This window comes from Roseobacter litoralis Och 149 (assembly GCF_000154785.2).
In the GTDB taxonomy this organism is placed as follows: Bacteria; Pseudomonadota; Alphaproteobacteria; order Rhodobacterales; family Rhodobacteraceae; genus Roseobacter; species Roseobacter litoralis.
This window is the reverse complement of sequence record NC_015730.1, coordinates 3,433,339-3,455,325: the sequence shown is the minus strand read 5'-3', so window position 1 is coordinate 3,455,325 and position 21,987 is coordinate 3,433,339. Positions and strand designations below refer to the sequence as shown.

General features: G+C 57.4%; 34 protein-coding genes. 24 read left to right on the top strand and 10 right to left on the bottom strand.

Features of this window, described 5'->3' with window-relative positions:
- Nucleotides 1-177 precede the first annotated feature (177 nt).
- Complete coding sequence (locus tag RLO149_RS16470; RefSeq protein WP_013963226.1) at nt 178-789, bottom strand: DJ-1/PfpI family protein; 612 nt, start codon at nt 787-789, stop codon at nt 178-180.
- Nucleotides 790-1,153: 364 nt separating this feature from the next.
- Here RLO149_RS16470 and rpsJ point away from each other — a divergent pair, with 364 nt between their 5' ends.
- The 6 genes from rpsJ (at nt 1,154) to RLO149_RS16440 (ending at nt 4,937) form a co-directional block, all read left to right on the top strand.
- Nucleotides 1,154-1,471 carry a 30S ribosomal protein S10 gene (rpsJ, locus tag RLO149_RS16465; RefSeq protein WP_011567658.1) on the top strand — a complete coding sequence of 106 codons (318 nt, stop codon included), beginning with the start codon at nt 1,154-1,156 and terminating at the stop codon, nt 1,469-1,471.
- A gap of 20 nt (nt 1,472-1,491) precedes the next feature.
- Nucleotides 1,492-2,352 carry a 50S ribosomal protein L3 gene (rplC, locus tag RLO149_RS16460; protein WP_013963225.1) on the top strand — a complete coding sequence of 287 codons (861 nt, stop codon included), beginning with the start codon at nt 1,492-1,494 and terminating at the stop codon, nt 2,350-2,352.
- Nucleotides 2,349-2,966 carry a 50S ribosomal protein L4 gene (gene rplD, locus RLO149_RS16455; protein ID WP_013963224.1) on the top strand — a complete coding sequence of 206 codons (618 nt, stop codon included), beginning with the start codon at nt 2,349-2,351 and terminating at the stop codon, nt 2,964-2,966. The genes rplC and rplD overlap by 4 nt, the downstream gene beginning before the upstream one ends.
- Nucleotides 2,963-3,259 carry a 50S ribosomal protein L23 gene (locus RLO149_RS16450; protein ID WP_011567661.1) on the top strand — a complete coding sequence of 99 codons (297 nt, stop codon included), beginning with the start codon at nt 2,963-2,965 and terminating at the stop codon, nt 3,257-3,259. Before rplD ends, RLO149_RS16450 begins: the two co-directional genes overlap by 4 nt.
- Before the next feature lie 269 nt (nt 3,260-3,528).
- Nucleotides 3,529-3,735: a cold-shock protein gene (locus RLO149_RS16445; protein WP_013963223.1), complete on the top strand. Its 207-nt coding sequence runs from the start codon at nt 3,529-3,531 to the stop codon at nt 3,733-3,735.
- A 500-nt stretch (nt 3,736-4,235) separates the two neighbouring features.
- Nucleotides 4,236-4,937 (top strand): hypothetical protein, encoded by a 702-nt coding sequence (locus RLO149_RS16440; RefSeq protein ID WP_245538077.1) that lies wholly within the window; start codon nt 4,236-4,238, stop codon nt 4,935-4,937.
- A 209-nt stretch (nt 4,938-5,146) separates the two neighbouring features.
- Here RLO149_RS16440 and RLO149_RS16435 read toward each other — a convergent pair whose 3' ends face one another.
- Complete coding sequence (locus RLO149_RS16435) at nt 5,147-5,527, bottom strand: Ig-like domain-containing protein (RefSeq protein WP_148264493.1); 381 nt, start codon at nt 5,525-5,527, stop codon at nt 5,147-5,149.
- Between the two features lie 442 nt (nt 5,528-5,969).
- Here RLO149_RS16435 and rplB point away from each other — a divergent pair, with 442 nt between their 5' ends.
- The 5 genes from rplB to rplP are packed head-to-tail and all read left to right on the top strand — an operon-like array spanning nt 5,970 to nt 8,605.
- The gene (rplB, locus tag RLO149_RS16430) at nt 5,970-6,812 is read left to right on the top strand and encodes a 50S ribosomal protein L2 (RefSeq protein WP_011567665.1); all 843 of its coding nucleotides are present in this window, start codon (nt 5,970-5,972) and stop codon (nt 6,810-6,812) included.
- Nucleotides 6,813-6,815: 3 nt separating this feature from the next.
- Nucleotides 6,816-7,094 carry a 30S ribosomal protein S19 gene (gene rpsS, locus RLO149_RS16425; protein ID WP_011567666.1) on the top strand — a complete coding sequence of 93 codons (279 nt, stop codon included), beginning with the start codon at nt 6,816-6,818 and terminating at the stop codon, nt 7,092-7,094.
- Nucleotides 7,091-7,471, top strand: coding sequence for a 50S ribosomal protein L22 (gene rplV / locus RLO149_RS16420; protein WP_011567667.1), 381 nt, complete (start codon nt 7,091-7,093; stop codon nt 7,469-7,471). Before rpsS ends, rplV begins: the two co-directional genes overlap by 4 nt.
- Nucleotides 7,471-8,178 carry a 30S ribosomal protein S3 gene (rpsC, locus tag RLO149_RS16415; protein ID WP_013963220.1) on the top strand — a complete coding sequence of 236 codons (708 nt, stop codon included), beginning with the start codon at nt 7,471-7,473 and terminating at the stop codon, nt 8,176-8,178. Before rplV ends, rpsC begins: the two co-directional genes overlap by 1 nt.
- Before the next feature lie 13 nt (nt 8,179-8,191).
- Entirely contained in the window at nt 8,192-8,605 is a 414-nt protein-coding gene (gene rplP / locus RLO149_RS16410) for a 50S ribosomal protein L16 (protein ID WP_013963219.1), read from the top strand.
- A gap of 192 nt (nt 8,606-8,797) precedes the next feature.
- Here rplP and RLO149_RS23625 read toward each other — a convergent pair whose 3' ends face one another.
- The 8 genes from RLO149_RS23625 to RLO149_RS16365 all read right to left on the bottom strand — a co-directional run bounded on the left by RLO149_RS23625 (nt 8,798) and on the right by RLO149_RS16365 (nt 15,771).
- Nucleotides 8,798-9,247 carry a hypothetical protein gene (locus RLO149_RS23625; RefSeq protein WP_044025400.1) on the bottom strand — a complete coding sequence of 150 codons (450 nt, stop codon included), beginning with the start codon at nt 9,245-9,247 and terminating at the stop codon, nt 8,798-8,800.
- Nucleotides 9,248-9,397: 150 nt separating this feature from the next.
- Nucleotides 9,398-10,015: a 2OG-Fe(II) oxygenase family protein gene (locus RLO149_RS16400; protein WP_013963217.1), complete on the bottom strand. Its 618-nt coding sequence runs from the start codon at nt 10,013-10,015 to the stop codon at nt 9,398-9,400.
- Nucleotides 10,016-10,463: 448 nt separating this feature from the next.
- Nucleotides 10,464-11,516 carry an ornithine cyclodeaminase gene (locus RLO149_RS16390; protein ID WP_013963215.1) on the bottom strand — a complete coding sequence of 351 codons (1,053 nt, stop codon included), beginning with the start codon at nt 11,514-11,516 and terminating at the stop codon, nt 10,464-10,466.
- A gap of 8 nt (nt 11,517-11,524) precedes the next feature.
- Complete coding sequence (rocF, locus tag RLO149_RS16385) at nt 11,525-12,451, bottom strand: arginase (protein WP_013963214.1); 927 nt, start codon at nt 12,449-12,451, stop codon at nt 11,525-11,527.
- Nucleotides 12,448-12,594 (bottom strand): RidA family protein, encoded by a 147-nt coding sequence (locus RLO149_RS24170; protein WP_245538076.1) that lies wholly within the window; start codon nt 12,592-12,594, stop codon nt 12,448-12,450. Before RLO149_RS24170 ends, rocF begins: the two co-directional genes overlap by 4 nt.
- A 385-nt stretch (nt 12,595-12,979) precedes the next feature.
- A complete protein-coding gene (locus RLO149_RS16375) occupies nt 12,980-14,371 on the bottom strand; it encodes an FAD/NAD(P)-dependent oxidoreductase (protein ID WP_013963212.1) in 1,392 nt (463 codons plus the stop codon).
- The gene (locus RLO149_RS16370) at nt 14,358-14,681 is read right to left on the bottom strand and encodes a (2Fe-2S)-binding protein (RefSeq protein ID WP_044025399.1); all 324 of its coding nucleotides are present in this window, start codon (nt 14,679-14,681) and stop codon (nt 14,358-14,360) included. The genes RLO149_RS16375 and RLO149_RS16370 overlap by 14 nt, the downstream gene beginning before the upstream one ends.
- Complete coding sequence (locus RLO149_RS16365; protein ID WP_013963210.1) at nt 14,647-15,771, bottom strand: NAD(P)/FAD-dependent oxidoreductase; 1,125 nt, start codon at nt 15,769-15,771, stop codon at nt 14,647-14,649. The genes RLO149_RS16370 and RLO149_RS16365 overlap by 35 nt, the downstream gene beginning before the upstream one ends.
- 91 nt (nt 15,772-15,862) lie before the next feature.
- Here RLO149_RS16365 and RLO149_RS16360 point away from each other — a divergent pair, with 91 nt between their 5' ends.
- The 13 genes from RLO149_RS16360 to RLO149_RS16300 all read left to right on the top strand — a co-directional run bounded on the left by RLO149_RS16360 (nt 15,863) and on the right by RLO149_RS16300 (nt 21,864).
- The gene (locus RLO149_RS16360) at nt 15,863-16,771 is read left to right on the top strand and encodes a LysR substrate-binding domain-containing protein (protein WP_013963209.1); all 909 of its coding nucleotides are present in this window, start codon (nt 15,863-15,865) and stop codon (nt 16,769-16,771) included.
- 381 nt (nt 16,772-17,152) lie between these two features.
- A complete protein-coding gene (gene rpmC, locus RLO149_RS16355) occupies nt 17,153-17,359 on the top strand; it encodes a 50S ribosomal protein L29 (RefSeq protein ID WP_011567677.1) in 207 nt (68 codons plus the stop codon).
- Between the two features lie 11 nt (nt 17,360-17,370).
- The gene (gene rpsQ, locus RLO149_RS16350; RefSeq protein WP_013963208.1) at nt 17,371-17,610 is read left to right on the top strand and encodes a 30S ribosomal protein S17; all 240 of its coding nucleotides are present in this window, start codon (nt 17,371-17,373) and stop codon (nt 17,608-17,610) included.
- A 73-nt stretch (nt 17,611-17,683) separates the two neighbouring features.
- The gene (gene rplN / locus RLO149_RS16345; protein WP_013963207.1) at nt 17,684-18,052 is read left to right on the top strand and encodes a 50S ribosomal protein L14; all 369 of its coding nucleotides are present in this window, start codon (nt 17,684-17,686) and stop codon (nt 18,050-18,052) included.
- 2 nt (nt 18,053-18,054) lie between these two features.
- On the top strand, nt 18,055-18,366 hold the full coding sequence (gene rplX / locus RLO149_RS16340) for a 50S ribosomal protein L24 (protein WP_013963206.1): 312 nt from the start codon (nt 18,055-18,057) through the stop codon (nt 18,364-18,366).
- A complete protein-coding gene (rplE, locus tag RLO149_RS16335) occupies nt 18,359-18,922 on the top strand; it encodes a 50S ribosomal protein L5 (RefSeq protein WP_013963205.1) in 564 nt (187 codons plus the stop codon). Before rplX ends, rplE begins: the two co-directional genes overlap by 8 nt.
- A 19-nt stretch (nt 18,923-18,941) precedes the next feature.
- Entirely contained in the window at nt 18,942-19,247 is a 306-nt protein-coding gene (rpsN, locus tag RLO149_RS16330) for a 30S ribosomal protein S14 (protein WP_013963204.1), read from the top strand.
- 12 nt (nt 19,248-19,259) lie between these two features.
- Nucleotides 19,260-19,652, top strand: coding sequence for a 30S ribosomal protein S8 (gene rpsH, locus RLO149_RS16325; protein ID WP_013963203.1), 393 nt, complete (start codon nt 19,260-19,262; stop codon nt 19,650-19,652).
- A gap of 10 nt (nt 19,653-19,662) precedes the next feature.
- The gene (gene rplF / locus RLO149_RS16320) at nt 19,663-20,196 is read left to right on the top strand and encodes a 50S ribosomal protein L6 (protein WP_013963202.1); all 534 of its coding nucleotides are present in this window, start codon (nt 19,663-19,665) and stop codon (nt 20,194-20,196) included.
- A gap of 11 nt (nt 20,197-20,207) precedes the next feature.
- Nucleotides 20,208-20,567 carry a 50S ribosomal protein L18 gene (gene rplR / locus RLO149_RS16315; protein WP_013963201.1) on the top strand — a complete coding sequence of 120 codons (360 nt, stop codon included), beginning with the start codon at nt 20,208-20,210 and terminating at the stop codon, nt 20,565-20,567.
- A 105-nt stretch (nt 20,568-20,672) separates the two neighbouring features.
- Nucleotides 20,673-21,248: a 30S ribosomal protein S5 gene (rpsE, locus tag RLO149_RS16310; protein ID WP_013963200.1), complete on the top strand. Its 576-nt coding sequence runs from the start codon at nt 20,673-20,675 to the stop codon at nt 21,246-21,248.
- 12 nt (nt 21,249-21,260) lie between these two features.
- Nucleotides 21,261-21,449: a 50S ribosomal protein L30 gene (gene rpmD, locus RLO149_RS16305; protein WP_013963199.1), complete on the top strand. Its 189-nt coding sequence runs from the start codon at nt 21,261-21,263 to the stop codon at nt 21,447-21,449.
- A 133-nt stretch (nt 21,450-21,582) separates the two neighbouring features.
- Nucleotides 21,583-21,864 (top strand): hypothetical protein, encoded by a 282-nt coding sequence (locus RLO149_RS16300; RefSeq protein WP_013963198.1) that lies wholly within the window; start codon nt 21,583-21,585, stop codon nt 21,862-21,864.
- Nucleotides 21,865-21,987 lie beyond the last annotated feature (123 nt).

The following is a 21,987-nucleotide window of genomic DNA, read 5'->3' as shown; positions in this document are numbered from 1 at the left end:
GGCCCCGCGCATGGCGGAAACCGATAACAACAAAAGCCGCAGTGAAATCACTGCGGCTTTGCGTTTTTTCAAGAGAGCCGCAAGACTGCGGAGCAAACTGGACGTTTGAACTGCGGTTACGTCATTATCGGCTACCAGAAAAATTATTTTATCTGAGTTTCGGCTGTGGCACTGGCCTTACTCCGCCGCTGGCGCGATGTCCTTGTGCACGATCTCCGTTCCCAGCAGCACCAGATACTCGCGGATAAACGCTGCCAGTGCTGTCCAGCCTTCTGCGGTCACAAGATTACCGTCACGCAAGGCGGCCTTGGGGCCGATTTTGACGTAGGTTGCATCCGTCAACGCGACTTCGGGCTCGACCGTGAAAAGACCGGAGACCTTTTTGCCCGCAATGACTTCCGGCACTGCGATCAAAACCTGCAGGCCATGACAGATGGAGGCGATCGGCTTGTCGTCGCGATGGAACTCCCGCACGATTTCGCGCACTCTGGGATAGGTGCGAATGTATTCTGGACCGCGCCCGCCTGCGATATAGACGGAATCGTAAGCCGATGTATCCACACGGTCAAAATCCACATCGACCTCGACGGCATGGCCTTTGTGTTCTGTCCAGGTCATGACGCCCGGCCCGAAGTCATGTACGCTGGTTGTGACGCGATCCCCTTTTTTGGTCTCGGGGCAGATGATGTGAACGGTATGTCCGACAGCTTCCATCGCCTGTTGGACGACAAAAATTTCATATTCTTCTGAGTACTCGCCGATGAGCATCAGGATTTTCTTGCCATTCATTTCGTATCCTCCCCAAGTGTATGAACGCATAGTGTGGTGCTTTCCAAGCTCAGCCTAGCAACCAAACAGACTGCGCACCAGAAGGCGCGTTTATGTTTTTGCGGGCTATGCCTTGGCGGACCGGCCCCCTATACTCTCGCTCTTTCAGTCCCGCTGATGACCGGCTGTATGACAGTGAGAAAACTAATGGCAGAGAATTACGTCATACCCCATTGCCTTTCTCGCCGACTCCGCCTAAACGGCGCTAACCTTTGGAGGGTGCGGCCTACCGTGCCCTGTTCTGGTTTTGAAAAGACGCGATGAGGGTATGCGATGAGCGTATGTCCTCCAATCCGTTAAGATCCCCAATTTAAGGGATATGCATATGGCTCAGAGCCAAAACATCCGTATTCGCCTGAAGGCGTTTGATTACCGGGTGCTGGATACTTCCACACAAGAGATCGTGAATACCGCAAAGCGGACCGGTGCTTCTGTGCGTGGACCCATTCCACTGCCCAACAAGATCGAAAAATTCACCGTTCTGCGTGGCCCCCACGTTGACAAGAAATCCCGTGATCAGTTCGAAATCCGCACGCACAAGCGTTTGCTGGATATTGTTGATCCGACCCCCCAGACCGTGGACGCGCTGATGAAGCTCGACCTGGCCGCTGGTGTGGACGTCGAGATCAAACTGCAGTCGTAAGCCTCAGGAGGGTAATTATTATGTTGCGCTCAGGCGTTATTGCAAAAAAGGTCGGGATGACCCGGCTGTTCATGGAAGACGGGAAGCAGATTCCTGTGACCGTTCTTCAACTCGACAAGCTTCAGGTTGTGGCTCAACGGACGTCTGACAAGGATGGCTATTCAGCCGTTCAACTCGGCGCTGGTACGGCCAAAGCCAAGCGGACATCTCAGGCCATGCGTGGGCACTTCGCAGCAGCGAAGGTAGAACCCAAGCGCAAGGTTGCTGAATTCCGCGTGGATGCTGAGAACCTGATCGGTGTCGGTGAAGAGATCACCGCCAACCATTACTTTGAAGGGCAGTTCGTTGACGTAGCGGGCACCTCGATTGGTAAGGGTTTTGCCGGTGCGATGAAGCGCCACAACTTTGGCGGTTTGCGCGCGACGCACGGTGTGTCGATTTCGCACCGTTCGCATGGCTCCACTGGTCAGTGTCAGGATCCGGGTAAGGTTTTCAAAGGCAAGAAAATGGCCGGCCATATGGGGGCTGCCCGTGTGACAACGCAAAACCTTCAGGTTGTGCGCACGGATGCCGATCGTGGACTTATCATGGTCAAAGGTGCTGTGCCCGGTTCCAAAGGTGGATGGGTGACTGTCAAGGATGCGGTGAAAAAGCCATTCCCTGAAAATGCCATTCTGCCCGCCGCTCTGAAATCTGCAGCCGAAGAAGCTGAGAAAGCCGCAGAAGCTGCAGCCGCAGCCGCAGCCGCCGAAGCAGAAGCCGCTGCAGCCGCCGCAGCCGCAGAAGAGCAGGCCGCGATGGAAGCTGCAGAAGCCGCAGAAGCCAAGACCGACACGGTTGCCGAAGCTGAAGCCGCAGAAAAGAAAGAAGGTGACGCATGAAACTCGATGTCATCAAACTTGACGGCGCAAAAGCCGGGTCCGTAGACCTTGACGAAGCGCTTTTCGGTCTGGAACCACGTGCCGATATCCTGCACCGCGTCGTACGCTGGCAGCGTAACAATGCGCAAGCAGGGACGCACAAGGTCAAGACACGGTCCGAAGTCAACTATTCCACCAAGAAGATCTATCGTCAGAAAGGCACCGGCGGCGCACGCCACGGCGCGCGTTCTGCACCGATCTTTCGCGGTGGTGGTGTGTACAAAGGCCCCAAAGTGCGTAGCCACGGTCACGAGCTGACCAAGAAGTTCCGCAAGTTGGGTCTGTGCCATGCTTTGTCTGCAAAGATGAAAGCGGGCGAGCTGGTTATCATTGATGACGTGTCTTCCGATGGGAAAACGTCCGCTCTGGCCAAGCAGGTTGCAAACCTCGGCTGGAAACGTGCGCTGATCATCGATGGCGCGACAGTCAACGAGACTTTTGCACAAGCCGCGCGCAACATTGACGGTCTGGATATCCTGCCGACAATGGGCGCAAACGTATATGACATCCTCAAGCGTGACACTCTGGTGATCACGAAGGCGGGAGTCGAAGCACTGGAGGCCCGTTTGAAATGAGCGCCAAAGCTGAACATTACGATGTGATCCGCAAGCCGATCATTACCGAGAAAGCAACCATGACGTCCGAGAACGGCGCGGTTGTGTTCGAAGTTGCGATCGACAGCAATAAACCCCAGATCAAGGAAGCCGTTGAGGCGCTCTTTGGTGTGAAGGTCAAAGCGGTCAACACCACGATCACCAAAGGCAAAGTAAAACGCTTCCGTGGCCAACTCGGCAAACGCAAAGACGTCAAGAAAGCCTATGTGACTCTGGAAGCTGGCAACACGATTGATGTGTCTACCGGTCTGTAATCAGAGCGACAGCTGAACAAAGAAGGGCCCCTGTTCGTTCAGGGGCCTTTTTTCGTGGCTTGTGGGCTTTCCTGCAAGGATCGCGATCAAGGCTAAGTTGCGATCTGTGTTTAAACTTCTTGCTATTCGTTTAATTGCATTGTAAGGGACAGGTGCGACGTTGATCTATCTATCGGAATTTCTGCTCCTAACGGCCCAGTCATACGATCTTTCAGGGACTTAGCCGAGCTGCCGCATAATGTGGGCAGCCTTAATTTAGGAGTACGACGATGGCTACTGGCACCGTCAAATGGTTTAACTCAACTAAAGGTTTTGGTTTTATTGCGCCCGATGGCGGCAGCAAAGACGTGTTTGTACACATCTCTGCAGTCGAGCGGGCAGGCCTTACGGGTCTGAGCGATGACCAGAAAGTAACATTCGACATCGAAGCAGGCCGCGACGGTCGCGAAAGCGCGTCGAACCTCGCACTGGCTTAAGCCTGTATCCCTTTCGGGGGATGATGCTTGAGAAAATTGAACGGGCGTATCCGAGAGGGTGCGCCCGTTTTGGTTCTGGCAATCTGGTGCTGCCTTTCCAACCCTATGTAGCGAAAGCTCTGACCCCTATGTCGAAGGTCAAGTGAGCCCTGTCCAACAGTGTGTTTGCGGTGAACGGTGCACGCAAGGGAGCGGTCCAATGCCGCAAAGACTGTGATGTTTGTCCGGCGCGATCATTGAATATGGATCACAGGGCGTTAGTTTGCTGAATTAGCCCAAGAATGACGGAGAAATACGTTGTGCGCACAGGTCTTCTTTTGAAATCGATCCTTTGCGCCGTCGTATTCTGCGCCGTTAGCTCCCTGGCCGCTGCGCAAGAGCGCACTGGGTGGAGCACTCAGGTTGACGCACTCACCGTTTTCCAGGGAGATACCGATCTCAGCAAGGGCGGCAGCTTTTCCTCATCCCGGACATTTGTGCGTGGGAGTGCCATTTACGGCTTGGACAACGATGCATCTGTTGGTTTTTCCGCCAGCTTCGGCGTGTTCGATTATGACTTTGGCGATGCCGTGCAACGGCCGTGGGATGATATTCAGGACATCCGCATTTCAATCCCGACACGTTTTCGTGCGAGTGAAACGGCAACCGTGTTCTTGTCTCCGCAGGTTCGGTGGGATTACGAAAGCGGCGCCGATAAATCAGACAGCACGACCTATGGTATCTTTGGTGGCGTCGCATGGAAAATCAGTGATAGCCTGACAATTGGCCCTGCCTTTGGTGCATATAGCCAGTTGGAGGAAAGCGGTGCGGACTTCTTTCCGGCGCTCTTGGTGAACTGGGACATCAACGAACGCTGGAACCTGAACACGGGCGCGGGCCTTGGTGCAACGGGTGGTCCGGGTTTGACTTTGGGGTACAAACTGAGTGATACGTCCCAGCTTTCCCTGTCTGCGCGGTCCGAAAGCGTTCGTTTCCGGCTCGATGATACGGGCCTTGCCCCCAATGGTGTGGGCGAGGATGAAAGCATCCCTGTCGTGATTTCCTACCAGTACAACCCGAACCCCGGCATGTCGTTTAGTGCATTTGTCGGAGCAGAATTCGACGGGCGGCTCAGGTTGGACGACGCCTCTGGCAACCAAATCAGCAGCCAGTCTTACGACACAGCCCCGCTGGGCGGATTGGCCGTGCGGTTCAGGTTCTGATTGAAAAAACCGCGATTGTATCTGTAATCTGGCAACACGCTGACACGCAGCTTCGCTTTGTATGCTTGATGACTACGGCGGTTTGCATCTCAAGCGCCGGATAAACACATATAAAGCTATCCAGTGCGTTTTGACGCTTCTGGGGGAAGCGACCACGAGTGTCCCGCAAGAAGACATACCCGAGATACATGAGCACCGCTTCTCTGGCGCTACTTGACCGTCACAGTGATGCAGCCCGATAATGTCTGGCCTTCGAACGCGCTATTTCTATTGACTGTGCAAAACCGGTCTTTCCCTGTGAACCCTGCGTTTGGAGTATAGATGATCCCCGAGGATGAAAGGGATATGGTCCCGGACTTGGGTGCTCGACGCAAGGTGACCTCCTTTGCCGGTGTCCGGGTGTTGCCATTGTTCGAGAAGAAGTTGACGAAAGGAATCTCGCACCGTTTCGCACCGGATGTCATTTCGTAACTGCCTTTGCCATTTCCGCTGGCCCAGCCGCGACCCGAAGCACCGTCACATGCTGCGATCGCAGTTGTCGCACCCAAGAACACGAAGGCGGTTGCGAAAGTGAGTAATTTAAATTTCATCATAAGAAGCACTTCCTTTAAGGACGTTTTTCAATATGTCGCGCGGCGAGTTGTGCGCGCTATAAAATCCGAAGCGCGGCAACGCCCTTGCGCGTCGAATCTGTGAACGATGGTACAAAACTGAAGCATTTTGACAAGCCAGCTTGGTATGGAGACCGCTTTGAACCATTAGCTGTTTGGATCGTGCAATAGGGGTTTGCACAGTAGGTTTTGGATCATCGCGGTGCGATCAAGCCCAATGGCGGAGCTTGCGTGTTGCGTTTTTGCTTAGCGCCTTGACGACGGGGGCGAGGCAACTTATCAGTCGCAACACCATCAGCCCCGGATTCGTCCGGGGTTCGTGTTTTTGGTCGTCAGCGACCTTACTAACTTGGGCACCTACGGGGGCCTTCATACCATCGCCGGGGAGACCCGGCGCATAGCAAAACGGAAGACAGACAACATGGCACTCAAGTCGTATAAACCGACGACGCCGGGCCAGCGTGGGCTGGTACTGATCGACCGTTCGGAGCTCTGGAAAGGCCGCCCGGTCAAAGCCCTCACTGAAGGCTTGTCCAAACATGGCGGACGGAACAACACCGGACGGATCACGATGCGTCGAAAAGGCGGTGGGGCAAAGCGCCTTTACCGTATCGTAGATTTCAAACGGAACAAGATGGATGTGGCGGCCACGGTCGAGCGCATCGAATATGACCCCAACCGCACAGCCTTCATCGCCCTCGTCAAATACGAAGATGGTGAGCAGGCCTACATCCTGGCCCCTCAGCGTCTGGCCGTGGGTGACACTGTGGTTGCGTCGCAAAAAGCGGACATCAAACCCGGTAACGCGATGCCTTTCTCTGGCATGCCCATCGGGACGATCATCCACAACATCGAGATGAAGCCCGGCAAAGGCGGTCAGATTGCCCGTGCTGCGGGGACTTACGCCCAGTTCGTGGGCCGTGATGGCGGCTATGCTCAGATCCGTCTGAGCAGCGGCGAATTGCGTCTCGTACGTCAGGAATGCATGGCCACCGTTGGTGCTGTGTCCAACCCCGACAACTCCAACCAGAACTACGGTAAAGCGGGCCGCATGCGTCACAAGGGCGTTCGCCCGTCTGTGCGTGGTGTCGTGATGAACCCGATCGATCACCCGCATGGTGGTGGTGAAGGCCGGACCTCTGGTGGTCGTCACCCGGTTACCCCTTGGGGCAAGCCGACAAAGGGTGCAAAAACCCGGAACAAGAAAAAAGCGTCTAGCCAGCTGATCATCCGCTCGCGTCACGCCAAGAAGAAGGGGCGTTAAAATATGTCTCGTTCAGTATGGAAAGGCCCTTTTGTCGACAGTTATGTGTTGAAAAAGGCCGAAGCGTCCCGCGAGAGCGGTCGCAACGAAGTGATCAAAATCTGGTCGCGCCGCTCGACAATCCTGCCCCAGTTCGTGGGCCTGACGTTTGGCGTATACAACGGCCGCAAACATATCCCGGTCAACATCACCGAGGACATGATTGGTCAGAAGTTTGGTGAGTATTCACCGACGCGGACCTACTACGGTCACGCGGCTGACAAGAAGGCGAAACGCAAATGAGCAAGGATAAAAATCCCCGCCGCGTGGCTGATAATGAAGCAATGGCAAAACTGCGCATGCTTCGCACAAGCCCGCAAAAGCTGAACCTTGTTGCTGGTTTGATCCGGGGCAAGAAAGTGGAACAGGCGTTGACGGATCTGACGTTCTCCAAAAAGCGGATCGCACATGACGTGAAGAAATGCCTTCAGTCCGCGATTGCGAATGGCGAAAACAACCACAACCTTGATGTGGACGAGCTGATCGTTGCAGAAGCCTATGTCGGGAAAAACCTGACGATGAAACGTGGCCGCCCGCGGGCACGTGGACGCTTTGGCAAGATCATCAAGCCGTTTTCGGAAATCACGATCGTCGTGCGCCAAGTTGAGGAGCAAGCCTAATGGGTAATAAAGTCAATCCGATTGGCATGCGCCTGCAGGTGAACCGCACGTGGGACAGCCGCTGGTATGCCGACACGAAAGATTACGGGGACCTTCTGCTGGAAGACCTCGCGATCCGTGATTTCATCAAGAAAGAGTGTCATCAGGCCGGTGTGGCCCGTGTGATCATCGAGCGTCCGCACAAAAAGTGCCGCGTCACGATCCACACAGCACGCCCCGGTGTCATCATCGGCAAGAAGGGTGCGGACATTGAAGGTCTGCGCCAGAAGATCGCCAAGATGACCGCAAGCGAGTTGCACCTCAACATCGTTGAAGTGCGCAAGCCTGAGCTGGATGCGGCCCTTGTGGGTGAGAGCATTGCGCAGCAGCTGGAACGCCGGGTTTCTTTCCGTCGTGCCATGAAACGCGCCGTGCAGAACGCCATGCGTATGGGTGCCCTCGGTATCCGTGTGAATGTCGCCGGTCGTCTGGGTGGCGCGGAAATCGCTCGGACCGAGTGGTATCGTGAGGGTCGTGTGCCCTTGCACACACTGCGCGCCGATATCGATTACGCACATGTGGAAGCGAAGACTGCCTATGGCATCATCGGGATCAAAACCTGGATCTTTAAAGGTGAGATCATGGAACATGATCCAGCCGCGCGTGACCGTAAAGCACAGGAACTCCAGGATGGCCCAGCACCTCGCGGTGCAGGCGGTCGTCGCTAGAGGGGAATGACAGATGCTACAACCAAAACGCACTAAATTCCGCAAACAGTTCAAAGGCTCGATCAAGGGTCTTGCAAAGGGCGGGTCTGACCTGAACTTTGGCACCTACGGTCTTAAGGCCACTGAACCTGAGCGGGTCACTGCACGTCAAATCGAAGCGGCACGCCGCGCGATGACACGTCACATGAAACGTCAGGGCCGTGTCTGGATCCGGATTTTCCCGGACGTGCCGGTCACAGCCAAGCCCATCGAAGTTCGGATGGGTAAAGGTAAGGGTTCGGTTGACCGTTGGGCAGCCAAGGTCAAGCCGGGTCGTGTGATGTTCGAGATCGACGGTGTGAACGATGACGTTGCACGTGAGGCCCTGCGCCTTGCGGCGATGAAACTGCCGATCAAGACCCGTGTTGTCGTCCGCGAGGACTGGTAAACGCCGGATTGATCAGTATCGATCAAAAGCCTTGGTTTATTGATATATTCCGAGGTTAGAGACTCAGAAAGGCCCCGGTGCACAGCGTCGCCGGGGCCTTTTTTGTTGTTGCGCAAAGAGCGACTGCCTTTGGGGCAGCGCGGTCAAACTGTGTCTGTGCGGTCGTGCCCCGGACCAAGCGCTCTGGGAAGGTCAGGGCGTGGTGGTTCCGGCGCTCATCAACGCCGCATTGTGATCATCCCGATCCTCGATTGCATAGCTCATGCTCGCGATGCGCCACGCTTTTCCGTCAAATTTCAGGACGGAAAACCCCGGATATGGATCTTGCGTCATGATATCCCCGCCAAGCAGGCGTGTTTCATGGGTGGCGGTAACAGTATGGGGGTCTTTGAACGCGGCTTCCACACAGTGGCGGACGATATCGGTCACGCCGGTTCTTCGGTGATAGGAGCGCACGGCGCGAAAAACCTGATATGTCTCTTCCGGCGACGTGATGAGGCGTTGTCCTGCGAATGTCTCTATTTTCAGAGGCAAGGAGATGCAGGACGAAAAGACATCAAAGTTGTCTCTCAACAATGCTGTACCGGTACGCTCCAACAGAAATTCGGAGACTTCCCGCGCGGTGGCAAAGGGTTGCTGCATTCAGATCTATGATCACTTAATTCAAAATTAACCAAGGCTAACCCATTCGCTGAAGCGGTGCTTTCTTTTGATGGTGAAATGGCGTAAGTCAGCGAAAACACGCGCAAAATCCCGCCATGGTAGAAGGGAATTGCCCGGCCTGACCGTGGATTACCAGCTATAATTGAAACTGATGCTGATCCGCTCATCTTCAGACATATTGACCGGAACTTCGTGGCGCAGCCAACTTTCCCACAGCAAGACATCGCCGGGCTGCGGTGCTTTGTAGATAAAGCTGCGCAAGGCGTCACGCGCGGATTTCTGGCGCGGGGGGGCCGCCATCATCATCTGCAGGCGCGGATCTTCGAATTTGATCGCGCTTGCCCCCGTGGGGACAGCCACATAGGTGGTGCCGCTGATGACGGAGTGTGGATGGATGTGAGACGTGTGGACGCCCCCTTGGGGCAGGACGTTGATCCAGATGTCTTCAAGCTTCAGCTTGCGCCCGTCCAGATCAAATTCGAGGTCCTTGGCAAAAGATTTGACGTGTTTGTCCAGCACTTTCACGAGGTCTTTGAAAATCGGAAAGCGATAGGGCAGGTCGGTGAGCGAGGCATAGCTGGTATAGCCCGGATAGCCGTTTTCCTCACACCATTCCTGACCGGCTTCATCGTCTTCGGCGATGGACCAGCAGGAGGCTTCAAGCTCTGATGTGTCAATTGGTTTGCCGTGCTCGGACAGGGCGGCGCGGTAGAGGCGGGTGACGAAGAGGGAATCTATGGTGCTCATGCGCTTTTCTTAGCGCAGCCTGTGCGGCGTGGCGAGAGGGGTTAACGGCGCGCACGCGCAACGGCTGCGAAAGCGTGGGGCAGGGGGGGGATGCCTTTGGCTGTGCTGCCTGTGAAACAAGGCGATTTCTCTGTCGGTTTCATGTCGGTGTTGCGTCGGTATCACGTCGGTGCGTGCGCCGGTGTTCTGGCGGTTTTACAGGCTTAAAGCGGCGTGCGGTGCGCGGACCTTAACGCGGTGACTTCACAGCGCGCGGTCAGGGCGTGCACATAGCGCGTCGTTGCAGGTTTGCATCGCACTGTCTTTTTCAGGCCAGCCATTGGGTCACATCGGGTTGAGCCAATTGCAGGTCGGGTCAGCTGTTGTTTCGGCCAAACCTGCCTGTCATCCGGAACATCAGCCTTTCCTTTTGCGGCTGGCTTGCCTGTCGCAACCCAGCCGCGCGGTTTCACGGTTTGGCGCGCAGCACCATGCCGAAGAGGTCGCGCGGATCATCAGGGTCTGCAATCATGTCAAGTTCCTGATAGAGCCCGGTGCCCTTGAGCTGATCCCGCACGTAGCGCAGCGCGGAGAAGTCTTCGATGGCGAACCCAACCCCGTCAAAGAGCGTGATCTGACGCTCATTCGTGCGGCCCGGTGCGGTGCCGTTGATCACCTGCCACATTTCGGTGACCGGAAAGTCTTCGGGCATTTGCTGGATCTCGCCCTCTACCCGCGTCTGCGGCGGATATTCAACAAAGACGTCTGAGCGGGCCAGAATATCATGGTGCAACTCGGTTTTACCCGGGCAATCGCCGCCGATTGCATTGATATGCACCCCCGCGCCGACCATGTTGTCGGTCAGGATCGTCGCATATTGCTTGTCCGCCGTGCAGGTCGTGATGATCTGCGCGCCCTCGATTGCCGCTTCGGGCGTGGAGCAGGGTTCGAGCGTGAAGCCAAAGCCGTCGAGATTGCGCACAGCCTTTTCCGTCGCGGCGCGGTCAACGTCATACATCCGCAGGGTTTCAATACCGCAGATCACCCGCATGGCGAGTGCCTGAAATTCGGATTGCGCCCCATTGCCGATCATGGCCATCGTATGTGCGCCCTTGGGGGCAAGGTGCTTGGCGACCATCGCAGAGGTCGCTGCCGTGCGCAGGGCCGTCAGCACGGTCATTTCCGAAAACAACACCGGATAGCCTGTATCAACCTTGGCCAGCAGGCCAAAGGCGGTGACAGTCTGCAGCCCCTCCTTGGTGTTTTTCGGGTGGCCGTTCACATATTTGAACCCGTATACATCGCCATCCGATGTGGGCATGAGTTCGATCACGCCTTCTTCGGAATGGCTGGCCACGCGGGGCGTTTTGTCGAACAGATCCCAACGGCGGAAATCATCTTCGATGTAGTCGGCAATACCTTTCAGCATCGTTTCAATACCGATGTGATGGACCAGTTTCATCATGTTTTCGACACTGACGAAGGGCACGTAGGCAAGCTTGGAGGGGGAAGGGTTGGCCATGATATCTCTCAGGAATAGCTGCGGGTTGGGCGGTCAAACACACGGCGGCCCAAAAGCGACGCGGTGAGTTCGACCATGAGCGACGCAGTGCGACCGCGTTCGTCAAGGAATGGGTTGAGTTCGACGAGATCAAGTGAGGTGACAAGCCCGCTGTCGTGCAGCATCTCCATCGCCAGATGCGCCTCGCGCATGGTCGCGCCACCCGGCACGGTGGTGCCAACGGCGGGCGCGATGGCGGGGTCGAGGAAGTCGACATCCAGCGAGACATGCAACATGCCGCCCGCCGCCTCCACCCGTTCCAGAAACTTGCGCAAAGGGGCCGCAATGCCGTTTTCGTCAATCGCGCGCATATCGGCGACCTGTATATCGGTCGCCTGTATCGCCTCACGTTCGGGCGCATCAACAGAGCGCAGGCCGATCATGGCGACGTTTCCGGTGGGCACCTTGACCTCAACCTCGGGGAAGCCGTCAAAGGCGCCGCGCCCGGTCAGATAGCCAAGCGGCGTGCCGTGCAGGTTGCCGGAATCCGTGGTGTCGGGCGTGTGATAATCGGGATGGGCATCGAGCCACAAAACAAACTGCGGTCGGTCCTGCCGGGCGGCGTGGGCCGCGACCCCGGCAACCGTACCGAGTGAGAGCGCATGATCCCCGCCCATGAAAATCGGCAAACCCTCTGCCATGGCAGCCTGAGCCGCCTCCTTGAGGTTCCTGGTCCAGGCGATCGTTTCGTTCAACGCGTGCAGCTTGCCGTCATTCGTGTCCGGGGCGAATGTACCGGGGTCCACATTCCCGCGATCCTCCGCCGCGTAGCCCAGATCACGGATGGTCGACGCAAGCCCCGCCGTGCGGTACGCATCCGGCCCCATCAGGCACCCCTGGCGGCGTTTGCCGCAGTCCATGGGCACGCCGATTAAAATGCACTTCTGTTTGGTCATGTCTTGCCCTCTTGAGTGGTCGGTTTATCGGTGGCCATCGCAATGATCCGGGCCAGCAGATCGGGGTTGGCCAGTCTCGCCTGACCGCAGGTCCGCGCAGGTGCTTGCCGCTCGGGCGCCCATGCACCCCTTATCGCGTTCATGTCCGCAAAACCAGACAAACGCCCGAAGCATTTGATCCTGTTTCATCCAGCAATAGGTCGACAGGTGACAGACAATCGCGTGGGTGTTGAGCGACGTTTGCACCATCGCTCAAATGCCCGCACAATTGTACCATGGTTGCATGACTGACGGCTTTGCCCGTGCGAGCTGCGGTATGGATATGGGTTATCACAATCTTGTCCTTCAGGGGCAGCTGTCTTCGGTCTCGCGGGATATCTCTCGCCGCGCGCGGGGCGCGCGAACCGGCAGAGCGTTTATGTATTGCACAGAACGATGAGGAAATACAGCCGCGTCGCAATCATGGAGGTCATGTCGTGCCCGCCGAGGCCGTTGTGCGGTGGTCGCGTGGGACTGCGGCGGGATCGCTTATGCGGTTTCCTTCTGATGCGGTGCAAGCGCGGCAAGTTCCCCTAGCGTGACGGGCTTGATCGGGGTGCGGGCCCTTGGGGCCGGGACCTGCGCGGCACCCTTTGCGGTGCTGGCGCAGAGGATGGCGCGCACAGTTGCATCGCACATGCGGCCTTGGCAGGGCCCCATGCCGATGCGCAGCGATGTTTTGATCTGGCGCTGGCCGGATGCGCCCTGGCTGATGCTTTGGCGTATGTCGCCTGCGGTTTTTTCTTCACATCTGCACAGGATGGTTTCATCGGGAGGGGACAGGCAGTCAGCGGGGGGCGCATATGCAGCGTCCAGAAACGGGCGGATGGCGCGGGAGCGGAACAGTTCGCCCCGCGCCTCGGCGGCGCGCTGTGTGCGTGTGTCAGCACTGATGCGCCCGGCCCGGTGCAGGATGTCCAGCGCCGCGATTTCGCCGGATGCCGCTGCCGTTTCGGCCCCGCCGATCCCGGCGCCATCCCCGGCCACATGCAGGCCGGCAACATCCGTATTGCCCCAGATATCCGTCACGGGCTGAAAAGCGGTCTGCGCCTTGTTCCAAGCGTGCGTGATCCCCGCGGACCGGCTCATATGCGTCGACGGGATGACCCCTTGATGGATCAGCAACAGTTGCGTGGCCAAGGTTTTGCGCTGACCTTTGTGGGTGAAGGAAAACGCGATTGCGCCGTTGTCTTCGGTTTGCGCTTCGAAGTGCGCAGCGTTCACGAACCGCCGCACTCCGGCGGCGCGGATTTTCGCGATCAGCCCCAAGCCCTTTGCCAAGGTGGGCAATGCGAAGAGGGCGCGCGGCAGGTGCGGCACTGCGTTCAGCATCATGCGCGGCGTTTGCGTTTCAACCAGCGCTTTGGGCGGGCAGCCCGCGTCGACCATTTGCGCCGCAATCAGATACAGCAGCGGGCCGGACCCCGCCAGCAGCGCATCCTTGGGCAGCATTCCTGCGGTTTTCATGAGGATTTGTGCCGCACCTGCACTCATCACGCCGGGCAGGGTCCAGCCCGGAAAAGGCATGGGCCGTTCTTGCGCGCCCCCTGCCAGCAGAACATGCGGCGCGGATGTGACGTGGCTGACCCCCTCCTGTGACCAGACCACGCGCGGCCCTTTTTCCAACCGCCAAACCGTTGCGCCGAATTGCGTGGTGATGTTGGGCCGATCCAGCGCATCCACGAAACGCATGCCCGAGGCATACTCCTTGCCCAGCCAAAGGCGCCGCGCATGGTTTTCGCCCACGTTGCGGTAGATCTGGCCCCCCGTACGCGGTTGTTCATCCAGCAAGAGCACGCGCAACCCGTCCTGTGCAGCAGTGGCGGCAGCCGACATGCCCGCAGGTCCCGCGCCAATGATGATCAGATCAAACGCGGACATCGTTACCTCCACCAAGGGGGCGCAGCCCGGTCTGGCGATTCACCACCATGCCGTCGCGGACGGAAACCATGCAGGCTTGCGTGTTGGGGGTGCCATCAACCTCCACCAGACAGTCAAAACACACGCCCATCATGCAGAACGCGGTGCGCCCCGCGCCACTGGCGGTGTGACGGCTCGCCTCCCCGGAATGGGCGAGCAGGGCCGCGGCGAGGGGCGTTCCCGCGCGCGCTGTCACGGTCTCACCATCAAGGGTGAATTGCACGGAGGCGCCTGCCTCAGGTAAGGTTTGAATGCGAGAATCGATGTTCATCGAAAGCCTCCAGATCAGGTGCTGCGGGTGTGTTTTCAATCCATTCGACAAGGCTGGTTGCATGCATCGAGGCCAGCGTAACGCCGCTGTGGCAGGTCACGAGATAGGCACCGGGATGGTCCTGCGAGCGGGCATAAACCGGATAGCCGTCCGGCGACATGACACGCAACGCGCCCCAGGCGCGGATCACACGCACATCGGCCAAGGCGGGAAAAACCTGCACCGCGTGTCGCGCCAGACCCGCCATGACATCCAGCGTTTCGCTGTCGTCCATGCCCGCATCAGCCTTGGTGCCGCCAATCTGGATGCCGCCCTCATCCACCTGTCGGATCGTGCTTGAGAGGAATGGCAGGCGTTCCCCGAGTTTTTCGGTAATCAGCAATTCACCGCGTTGCGGGCGGATCTTGGTTTGAAACCCAAGATCGGCTGCAAGTTTCATTGCCCCCAACCCTGCACAGAGCAGAACCCTGTCCGCGCCGGTCTTTTCGCCATGCGCCAGTGTCAGATCAAACCCACCGCTCGGGAGGGGCGCAATGCTGGCAACATGCGCATCAGGTATCACCTCACCACCCAGCGCGGTCACCGCCAAGCGCAGGGCGCGCAGGAACCGCAGGGGGTTCACATGTCCGTCGAGCCGGGAATAGGTCGCGCCGACAACATCCGCGCCGATGCCGGGCACCTCGCGGCGAACCTCATCTCCGCTGAGTACCTCATGGCTGAACCGATTGCCGAGATGCTTTTGTTGCCGGGCCAGCATCGCGGCGAAGTCATCCATTTCGCCAATCTCCGTGAAAAATTCAAAGCCACCGGATTGATCGAGCGCCACGTCAATGCCAGACAGATCGGCCAGTCTTGCGGCGAACTCTGGCCAGGCGGCCAAAGCCTCGCCCGTCCATCGCGCATAAGGCGCGAAATCCCAACCTTTGCCTTGCCCCCAAACCAGACCGAAATTGCCCTGAGAGGCCCGCGCATCACTGTCGGCGCCATCCAGCACGCGCACAGGGTGGCCTGCCTGTAGCAATCCCATCGCCACGCACAGGCCGACAACGCCCCCGCCGATGATTGTGATGTCCGACTGTGCCGCTGGCATATGATTCTCCCGCGGAAACCTTGGCAGATGTTTTCACATATGAATAATCGCGAAATTTGCGTTATGCATTCCCTGAGGGTATGTGATTGTCATGTTGCATCGATTGACCCACCGACAGATCGAGGCGTTTCGCGCCGTGATGGAGACCGGTCAGGTCACCGCAGCCGCCGACGTGTTGGGCACCACGCAACCCTCCGTGAGCAAGATGATCGCTGACCTTGAGCATGTCGCGGGGTTCAGCCTGTTTGAGCGGCGCGCAAGGCAGGTGATCCCGACGGCGGACGCGCATGCGCTTTATGAAGAGGTGGAACGATCCTTTGTCGGCATGTCTGAAATCTCGCGAGTGATCGAGGACATCCGGGATTTTCGCAAGGGCAGTCTGATGATTGCGGGCATGCCTGCGCTGGCGTTGAAATTTCTGCCCGATGTGATCGCCGAGTTCATCGCCGACGAGCCGGGGATCACGGTTTCGCTGCGCGCACGCAGTTCACAAGCCGTTCAGCGGCATCTGATTTCCCAGCAATTCGACCTTGGCTTTGCCACCTTGGATACGGACCACCCCGCCGTGATACGCCAGCCGATCTGCGAAACGCATATGTTGGCGGTCCTGCCGGTTGGTCACGCTTTGGGGCAGAAGGACGTCCTGGAGCCTATGGATTTTGACCAGTGCCCGTTTATCGCCTTGGGGGCTGAGATCGGAACACGGTCCGAAACTGACGCGTTTCTCGCGATAGGGTCAGCACGGCCGCACATCATTGCAGAAGCGCAGCTTTCCAGTTCAATCTGCGAATTGGTATCAGCGGGCACCGGCATTTCAATTGTGGAGCCCGTCACAGCGACATATTTTGCATCGGCGGGGCGTCTCGTGACGCGGCCTTTGCGACCGGTCCAACCGTTCCGCTATGACATCCTGACGCCCGCACTGCGCCAGCCGTCGCGCGCGGCTAGCCGCTTTCTAAAGCTTGTCGAGCACAAGTTCGCGACAGTTCTTGAAGGGTGATGCGGCACGCGCCACCGATTTAGCACGGCAAGCCAGCCTTCGTGCGTCGCGCAACGCCGGAGGTATCGCGCGCGGGATGGGCCACGTGGGTTCCAGGTGGGGTGTGCAGGCCGAGAGGGACACCAACAGGCAGGTGGCTGCGGGACGTGCGTGTCGTTTCAACATTGGTTTCCGTCCTCTTTGACAACGGCTGGTCCTATTGCGGTGCGCGCCATGTTTGAATGTGGAATTGGTCGTATTTCGGGGGCCGGCGGGTCAGGTGCCAAAAGGGGTTGCGATATGGGGGCGTTGGGCCTATACGGCCCTTTCATCATGGACTCCACGGGAATCAGGGTGACGCATTTGATGCGGCCTTCCCGTGATGTTGAAAGGAATAGGGCGATGAACGCCAAGGAACTACACGACAAAACGCCGGACCAGCTGCGTGAAGAGCTGGCCAATCTGAAAAAGACCTCCTTTAACCTGCGCTTCCAGCAAGCGACAGGCCAGTTGGAGAACCCTGCGCAAATCCGCAAGGCACGCCGCGATGCGGCCCGTGTCAAAACGATTTTGAACCAAAAAGCGGCGTCAGCCGCTGCGTCTGAGTAAGGAGAGCCCTCATGCCAAAGCGTATTCTGTCCGGCGTCGTGACCTCCGATGCAAACGCACAAACAGTTACCGTATCCGTAGAGCGCCGCTTTACCCATCCGGTTCTGAAAAAGACGATCCGTAAGTCCAAGAAATACCGGGCGCACGATGAGAACAACACATTCAAGACGGGCGACGCCGTTCGTATTGTTGAATGTGCACCAAAATCAAAGACCAAACGTTGGGAAGTGCTGCAAGCCGCTGAGGCCTGAAGCACAACCTGCTTAATCGAAACCCTGGGGATATTGGCCACGCATCGGCCCCCCAAAGGTCGGGAGAAACCAAATGATCCAGATGCAGACCAACCTGGATGTTGCTGACAACAGCGGCGCACGCCGTGTTCAGTGCATCAAGGTACTGGGTGGTTCCAAGCGTAAATACGCATCCGTCGGCGACATTATTGTCGTGTCGGTCAAGGAAGCCATTCCGCGCGGTCGTGTGAAAAAAGGCGACGTCCGTAAGGCCGTCGTTGTTCGCACCGCCAAAGAAGTACGTCGCGACGATGGCACCGCCATTCGTTTTGACCGCAACGCAGCGGTCATTCTCAACAACAACAATGAGCCAATCGGTACACGTATCTTTGGCCCGGTTGTGCGTGAGCTGCGCGCGAAAAACTTCATGAAAATCATCTCACTCGCTCCGGAGGTGCTGTAATCATGGCTGCTAAACTGAAAAAAGGTGACAAGGTCATCGTTCTGGCAGGCAAGGACAAGGGCAAGACAGGCAGCATTTCGTCTGTGGACCCGAAATCCGGCAAAGCCATCGTGGACGGCGTGAACATTTCGATCCGCGCCACGCGTCAGTCCCAGACCGAGCAGGGCGGACGTATTCCAAAGGCGATGCCAATCGACCTGAGCAACCTCGCCTATGTGGATGCCAACGGTAAAGCCACCCGTGTCGGGTTCAAGATTGAAGGCGACAAGAAAGTGCGTTTCGCCAAGTCAACAGGGGATGTGATCGATGCTTGATTCCGCAAATTATACCCCGCGCCTGAAGGCTGTCTACAAGGACACGATCCGTGCAGCGCTCAAGGAAGAGTTCGGCTATAAGAACGACATGCAGATCCCGCGTCTGGACAAGATCGTCCTGAACATCGGATGTGGTGCCGAAGCCGTACGCGACAGCAAGAAAGCCAAGTCCGCGCAAGCCGACCTGACGCTGATTGCAGGTCAGAAAGCGCTGACAACCATTGCCAAGAAGTCCATCGCGGGTTTCCGGGTGCGTGAAGAAATGCCCTTGGGTGCCAAAGTAACCCTGCGCGGCGATCGCATGTATGAATTCATGGATCGTCTGATCACGATTGCGATGCCTCGTATCCGCGACTTCCGCGGCGTATCGGGCAAGTCTTTCGATGGTCGTGGCAACTATGCCATGGGCCTCAAAGAGCACCTCGTGTTTCCCGAGATCGATTTTGATAAAATCGATGAAAACTGGGGAATGGACATTGTGATCGCCACCACGGCGCATACCGACGCTGAAGCGAAGAGCCTGTTGAAAGCGTTCAACATGCCTTTCAACTCATAAGCGCGGGAAGGAACTAGATATGGCTAAGAAATCCATGATCGCACGCGAAAAGAAGCGTGAAGCACTGGTCGCCAAATACGCGACGAAACGTGCCGAGTTGAAAGCGATTGTAAACGACCAGGAAAAGCCGATGGAAGAGCGTTTTCGCGCCTCCCTGAAGCTGGCGAAACTGCCCCGCAACTCTTCGGCTGTGCGTCTGCACAACCGCTGCCAGCTGACGGGCCGTCCGCACGCGTATTATCGTAAACTGAAAATTTCGCGGATCGCGCTGCGGGACCTTGGCTCAGCAGGCCAGATCCCCGGCATGGTCAAGTCGAGCTGGTAAGGAGCGCATCACATGAACGATCCTATCGCAGATATGCTGACACGCATCCGTAACTCTCAGATGCGCGGCAAATCCACCGTCATGACACCCGGCTCCAAGCTGCGTGCGTGGGTGCTGGATGTGTTGGCGGACGAAGGTTACATCCGTGGCTACGAGAAAACCACGGGCGAAGATGGTCATCCGGCCATCGAAATCAGCCTGAAGTATTACGAAGGCGAACCTGTCATTCGCGAATTGAAGCGGGTCTCCAAGCCCGGTCGCCGCGTTTACATGGGCGTCAATGACATCCCCGTTGTCCGTCAGGGCCTCGGTGTGTCGATTGTCTCCACCCCCAAGGGTGTGATGTCTGACCAAGCAGCACGTAGCGCCAATGTTGGCGGCGAAGTGCTCTGCACCGTCTTCTAAGGAGAGCAGAATGTCTCGTATTGGTAAAAAACCGGTCGATCTGCCTGCCGGTGTCAGCGCATCAGTCAGCGGTCAGACCATCGAAGTCAAAGGCCCCAAGGGCACACGCGCGTTCAAAGCAACGGACGACGTAACCCTGACGGTCGAGGACAATGTTGTCACCATCACGCCTCGCGGCAAATCCAAGCGCGCGCGGCAACAGTGGGGCATGTCCCGCACGATGGTTGAAAACCTTGTCACCGGCGTCACCGATGGTTTCAAGAAAGAGCTTGAAATTCAGGGTGTCGGCTATCGTGCTGCCATGAATGGCAACACACTTCGCCTGAACCTCGGCCTGTCGCATGATGTGGACTATACCCCACCAGAGGGTGTGACCGTCACAGCGCCGAAGCAAACCGAAATCATTGTGGAAGGCATTGACGAACAACTCGTTGGTCAGGTCGCCGCGAACATCCGCCAGTGGCGTAAACCCGAGCCCTACAAGGGCAAAGGCATCCGCTACAAAGGTGAGTTCGTCTTCCGCAAAGAAGGCAAGAAGAAGTAAGGACGCAAACAATGGCAAACAGTAAAAGACAACTGTTCATCAAACGCCGCCTGCGCGTTCGGAACAAGCTTCGCAAGGTGAATGCAGGGCGCGTGCGCCTGAGTGTACACCGCTCCAACAAGAACATCAGCGTTCAGCTGATCGACGATGTGGCGGGCAAGACGCTCGCTTCGGCATCGACGTTGGAAAAAGATCTGGGCTGCGTTGGTCAGAACAACATCGAAGCGGCGGCCAAGGTCGGCGCGGCGATTGCTGAACGGGCCAAGAAAGCCGGTGTCAGCGAAGCCTATTTTGACCGGGGCGGTTTCCTCTTTCACGGCAAGGTCAAGGCAGTCGCCGAAGCCGCGCGTGAAGGTGGTTTGAAAATCTAAATCTGCAAGCCGCTCCGACGGGGCGGCTTCGATGATCCGGGGGCGGTGTGATGCCCACTTGGATTGAAACAACAGGGCGCTTGCCCGGAAAAAAGGATGTTCTCTATGGCAGAACGTGACAACAACCGTCGTGGCAACCGCCGCGATCGTGACGAAGCACCGGAATTCGCAGACCGTCTGGTCGCGATCAACCGCGTGTCCAAGACCGTAAAAGGTGGTAAGCGCTTTGGTTTCGCAGCCCTCGTGGTTGTGGGTGATCAAAAAGGCCGCGTCGGTTTCGGCAAAGGGAAAGCGAAAGAGGTCCCCGAGGCCATCCGCAAAGCCACCGAGCAGGCCAAGCGCCAGATGATCCGTGTACAGTTGCGCGAAGGTCGCACGCTGCACCACGACATGGAAGGCCGTCATGGCGCTGGTAAAGTCGTTATGCGCTCGGCACCTGAGGGGACCGGGATCATCGCCGGTGGTCCGATGCGTGCTGTTTTCGAAATGCTGGGCATCAAGGACGTTGTGTCCAAGTCCATCGGTTCGCAGAACCCCTATAACATGATCCGCGCCACCATGGACGGATTGCGCAAAGAGTCCTCGCCCCGTTCGGTCGCACAACGTCGCGGCAAGAAAGTGGCTGACATTCTGCCCAAAGTGGACGCAGCACCCGCGCCTGCTGAAACAGCAGACGCATAAAGGAGCGGTATCATGGCTAAAACTATCGTCGTCAAACAGATCGGCTCCCCGATCCGCCGCCCCGCCAAACAGCGTGCCACGCTGATCGGTCTGGGCCTGAACAAGATGCACAAAACCCGCGAGCTGGAAGACACCCCTTCCGTGCGCGGCATGGTGAACTCGATCTCTCATATGGTCGAAATCATCGAGGAAAAGGGCTAACGCCTTTTCGCATCGTTGAGAATTTGAACCCCTCGCAGAACCCTGCGGGGGGTTTTTCGTTTTGTGGTGCTTTTGCAGTTTAGCTGACTGCGCTTTGGTATTATGGATGCACAAACGTTAAATGGAGAGTCCTATGCGTAAATTCAGCACCCCTGCCATTGCCCTTTTTGGCCTCGTGAGCGTCATGGCGTTTGCGGACCCTGCGGCGGCGAACAGCGAAAAAACCTGCACCGAACGCATGCCAGAAGTCCGCGCGATGGTTGATGAGATGACGGATGCCACGGATAAGGCCTTTGCCGAGAAGCAGTTCAAGAAAATTCAACAACTGTTTGCAAGTGGACGTGAGCGCAATTGTATTCTCTATCTGGAAGCCTTGCGCGCGAACATCGAGTCCGGTGATTTCAGCGAAAGTTAGATCGGGTTAGTCGCAACTGCATTGAAAAAATCTGAGGACGTTTCGAGGCAGGGCCAAGGTGTTTGCGTCGAAATGATAGGTGCGCTTGGCAGAAAAACGTGCAGCGTTTTTTGCAAGCTTCAT

Bases quoted from the DNA above. Each gene is read 5' to 3' on its own strand.
- RLO149_RS16470 (WP_013963226.1), bottom strand. From the start codon at position 789: ATGAATGGCAAGAAAATCCTGATGCTCATCGGCGAGTACTCAGAAGAA.
- rpsJ (WP_011567658.1), top strand. From the start codon at position 1,154: ATGGCTCAGAGCCAAAACATCCGTATTCGCCTGAAGGCGTTTGATTAC.
- rplC (WP_013963225.1), top strand. From the start codon at position 1,492: ATGTTGCGCTCAGGCGTTATTGCAAAAAAGGTCGGGATGACCCGGCTG.
- rplD (WP_013963224.1), top strand. From the start codon at position 2,349: ATGAAACTCGATGTCATCAAACTTGACGGCGCAAAAGCCGGGTCCGTA.
- RLO149_RS16450 (WP_011567661.1), top strand. From the start codon at position 2,963: ATGAGCGCCAAAGCTGAACATTACGATGTGATCCGCAAGCCGATCATT.
- RLO149_RS16445 (WP_013963223.1), top strand. From the start codon at position 3,529: ATGGCTACTGGCACCGTCAAATGGTTTAACTCAACTAAAGGTTTTGGT.
- RLO149_RS16435 (WP_148264493.1), bottom strand. From the start codon at position 5,527: ATGAAATTTAAATTACTCACTTTCGCAACCGCCTTCGTGTTCTTGGGT.
- rplB (WP_011567665.1), top strand. From the start codon at position 5,970: ATGGCACTCAAGTCGTATAAACCGACGACGCCGGGCCAGCGTGGGCTG.
- rpsS (WP_011567666.1), top strand. From the start codon at position 6,816: ATGTCTCGTTCAGTATGGAAAGGCCCTTTTGTCGACAGTTATGTGTTG.
- rplV (WP_011567667.1), top strand. From the start codon at position 7,091: ATGAGCAAGGATAAAAATCCCCGCCGCGTGGCTGATAATGAAGCAATG.
- rpsC (WP_013963220.1), top strand. From the start codon at position 7,471: ATGGGTAATAAAGTCAATCCGATTGGCATGCGCCTGCAGGTGAACCGC.
- rplP (WP_013963219.1), top strand. From the start codon at position 8,192: ATGCTACAACCAAAACGCACTAAATTCCGCAAACAGTTCAAAGGCTCG.
- RLO149_RS23625 (WP_044025400.1), bottom strand. From the start codon at position 9,247: ATGCAGCAACCCTTTGCCACCGCGCGGGAAGTCTCCGAATTTCTGTTG.
- RLO149_RS16400 (WP_013963217.1), bottom strand. From the start codon at position 10,015: ATGAGCACCATAGATTCCCTCTTCGTCACCCGCCTCTACCGCGCCGCC.
- RLO149_RS16390 (WP_013963215.1), bottom strand. From the start codon at position 11,516: ATGGCCAACCCTTCCCCCTCCAAGCTTGCCTACGTGCCCTTCGTCAGT.
- rocF (WP_013963214.1), bottom strand. From the start codon at position 12,451: ATGACCAAACAGAAGTGCATTTTAATCGGCGTGCCCATGGACTGCGGC.
- RLO149_RS24170 (WP_245538076.1), bottom strand. From the start codon at position 12,594: ATGAACGCGATAAGGGGTGCATGGGCGCCCGAGCGGCAAGCACCTGCG.
- RLO149_RS16375 (WP_013963212.1), bottom strand. From the start codon at position 14,371: ATGTCCGCGTTTGATCTGATCATCATTGGCGCGGGACCTGCGGGCATG.
- RLO149_RS16370 (WP_044025399.1), bottom strand. From the start codon at position 14,681: ATGAACATCGATTCTCGCATTCAAACCTTACCTGAGGCAGGCGCCTCC.
- RLO149_RS16365 (WP_013963210.1), bottom strand. From the start codon at position 15,771: ATGCCAGCGGCACAGTCGGACATCACAATCATCGGCGGGGGCGTTGTC.
- RLO149_RS16360 (WP_013963209.1), top strand. From the start codon at position 15,863: ATGTTGCATCGATTGACCCACCGACAGATCGAGGCGTTTCGCGCCGTG.
- rpmC (WP_011567677.1), top strand. From the start codon at position 17,153: ATGAACGCCAAGGAACTACACGACAAAACGCCGGACCAGCTGCGTGAA.
- rpsQ (WP_013963208.1), top strand. From the start codon at position 17,371: ATGCCAAAGCGTATTCTGTCCGGCGTCGTGACCTCCGATGCAAACGCA.
- rplN (WP_013963207.1), top strand. From the start codon at position 17,684: ATGATCCAGATGCAGACCAACCTGGATGTTGCTGACAACAGCGGCGCA.
- rplX (WP_013963206.1), top strand. From the start codon at position 18,055: ATGGCTGCTAAACTGAAAAAAGGTGACAAGGTCATCGTTCTGGCAGGC.
- rplE (WP_013963205.1), top strand. From the start codon at position 18,359: ATGCTTGATTCCGCAAATTATACCCCGCGCCTGAAGGCTGTCTACAAG.
- rpsN (WP_013963204.1), top strand. From the start codon at position 18,942: ATGGCTAAGAAATCCATGATCGCACGCGAAAAGAAGCGTGAAGCACTG.
- rpsH (WP_013963203.1), top strand. From the start codon at position 19,260: ATGAACGATCCTATCGCAGATATGCTGACACGCATCCGTAACTCTCAG.
- rplF (WP_013963202.1), top strand. From the start codon at position 19,663: ATGTCTCGTATTGGTAAAAAACCGGTCGATCTGCCTGCCGGTGTCAGC.
- rplR (WP_013963201.1), top strand. From the start codon at position 20,208: ATGGCAAACAGTAAAAGACAACTGTTCATCAAACGCCGCCTGCGCGTT.
- rpsE (WP_013963200.1), top strand. From the start codon at position 20,673: ATGGCAGAACGTGACAACAACCGTCGTGGCAACCGCCGCGATCGTGAC.
- rpmD (WP_013963199.1), top strand. From the start codon at position 21,261: ATGGCTAAAACTATCGTCGTCAAACAGATCGGCTCCCCGATCCGCCGC.
- RLO149_RS16300 (WP_013963198.1), top strand. From the start codon at position 21,583: ATGCGTAAATTCAGCACCCCTGCCATTGCCCTTTTTGGCCTCGTGAGC.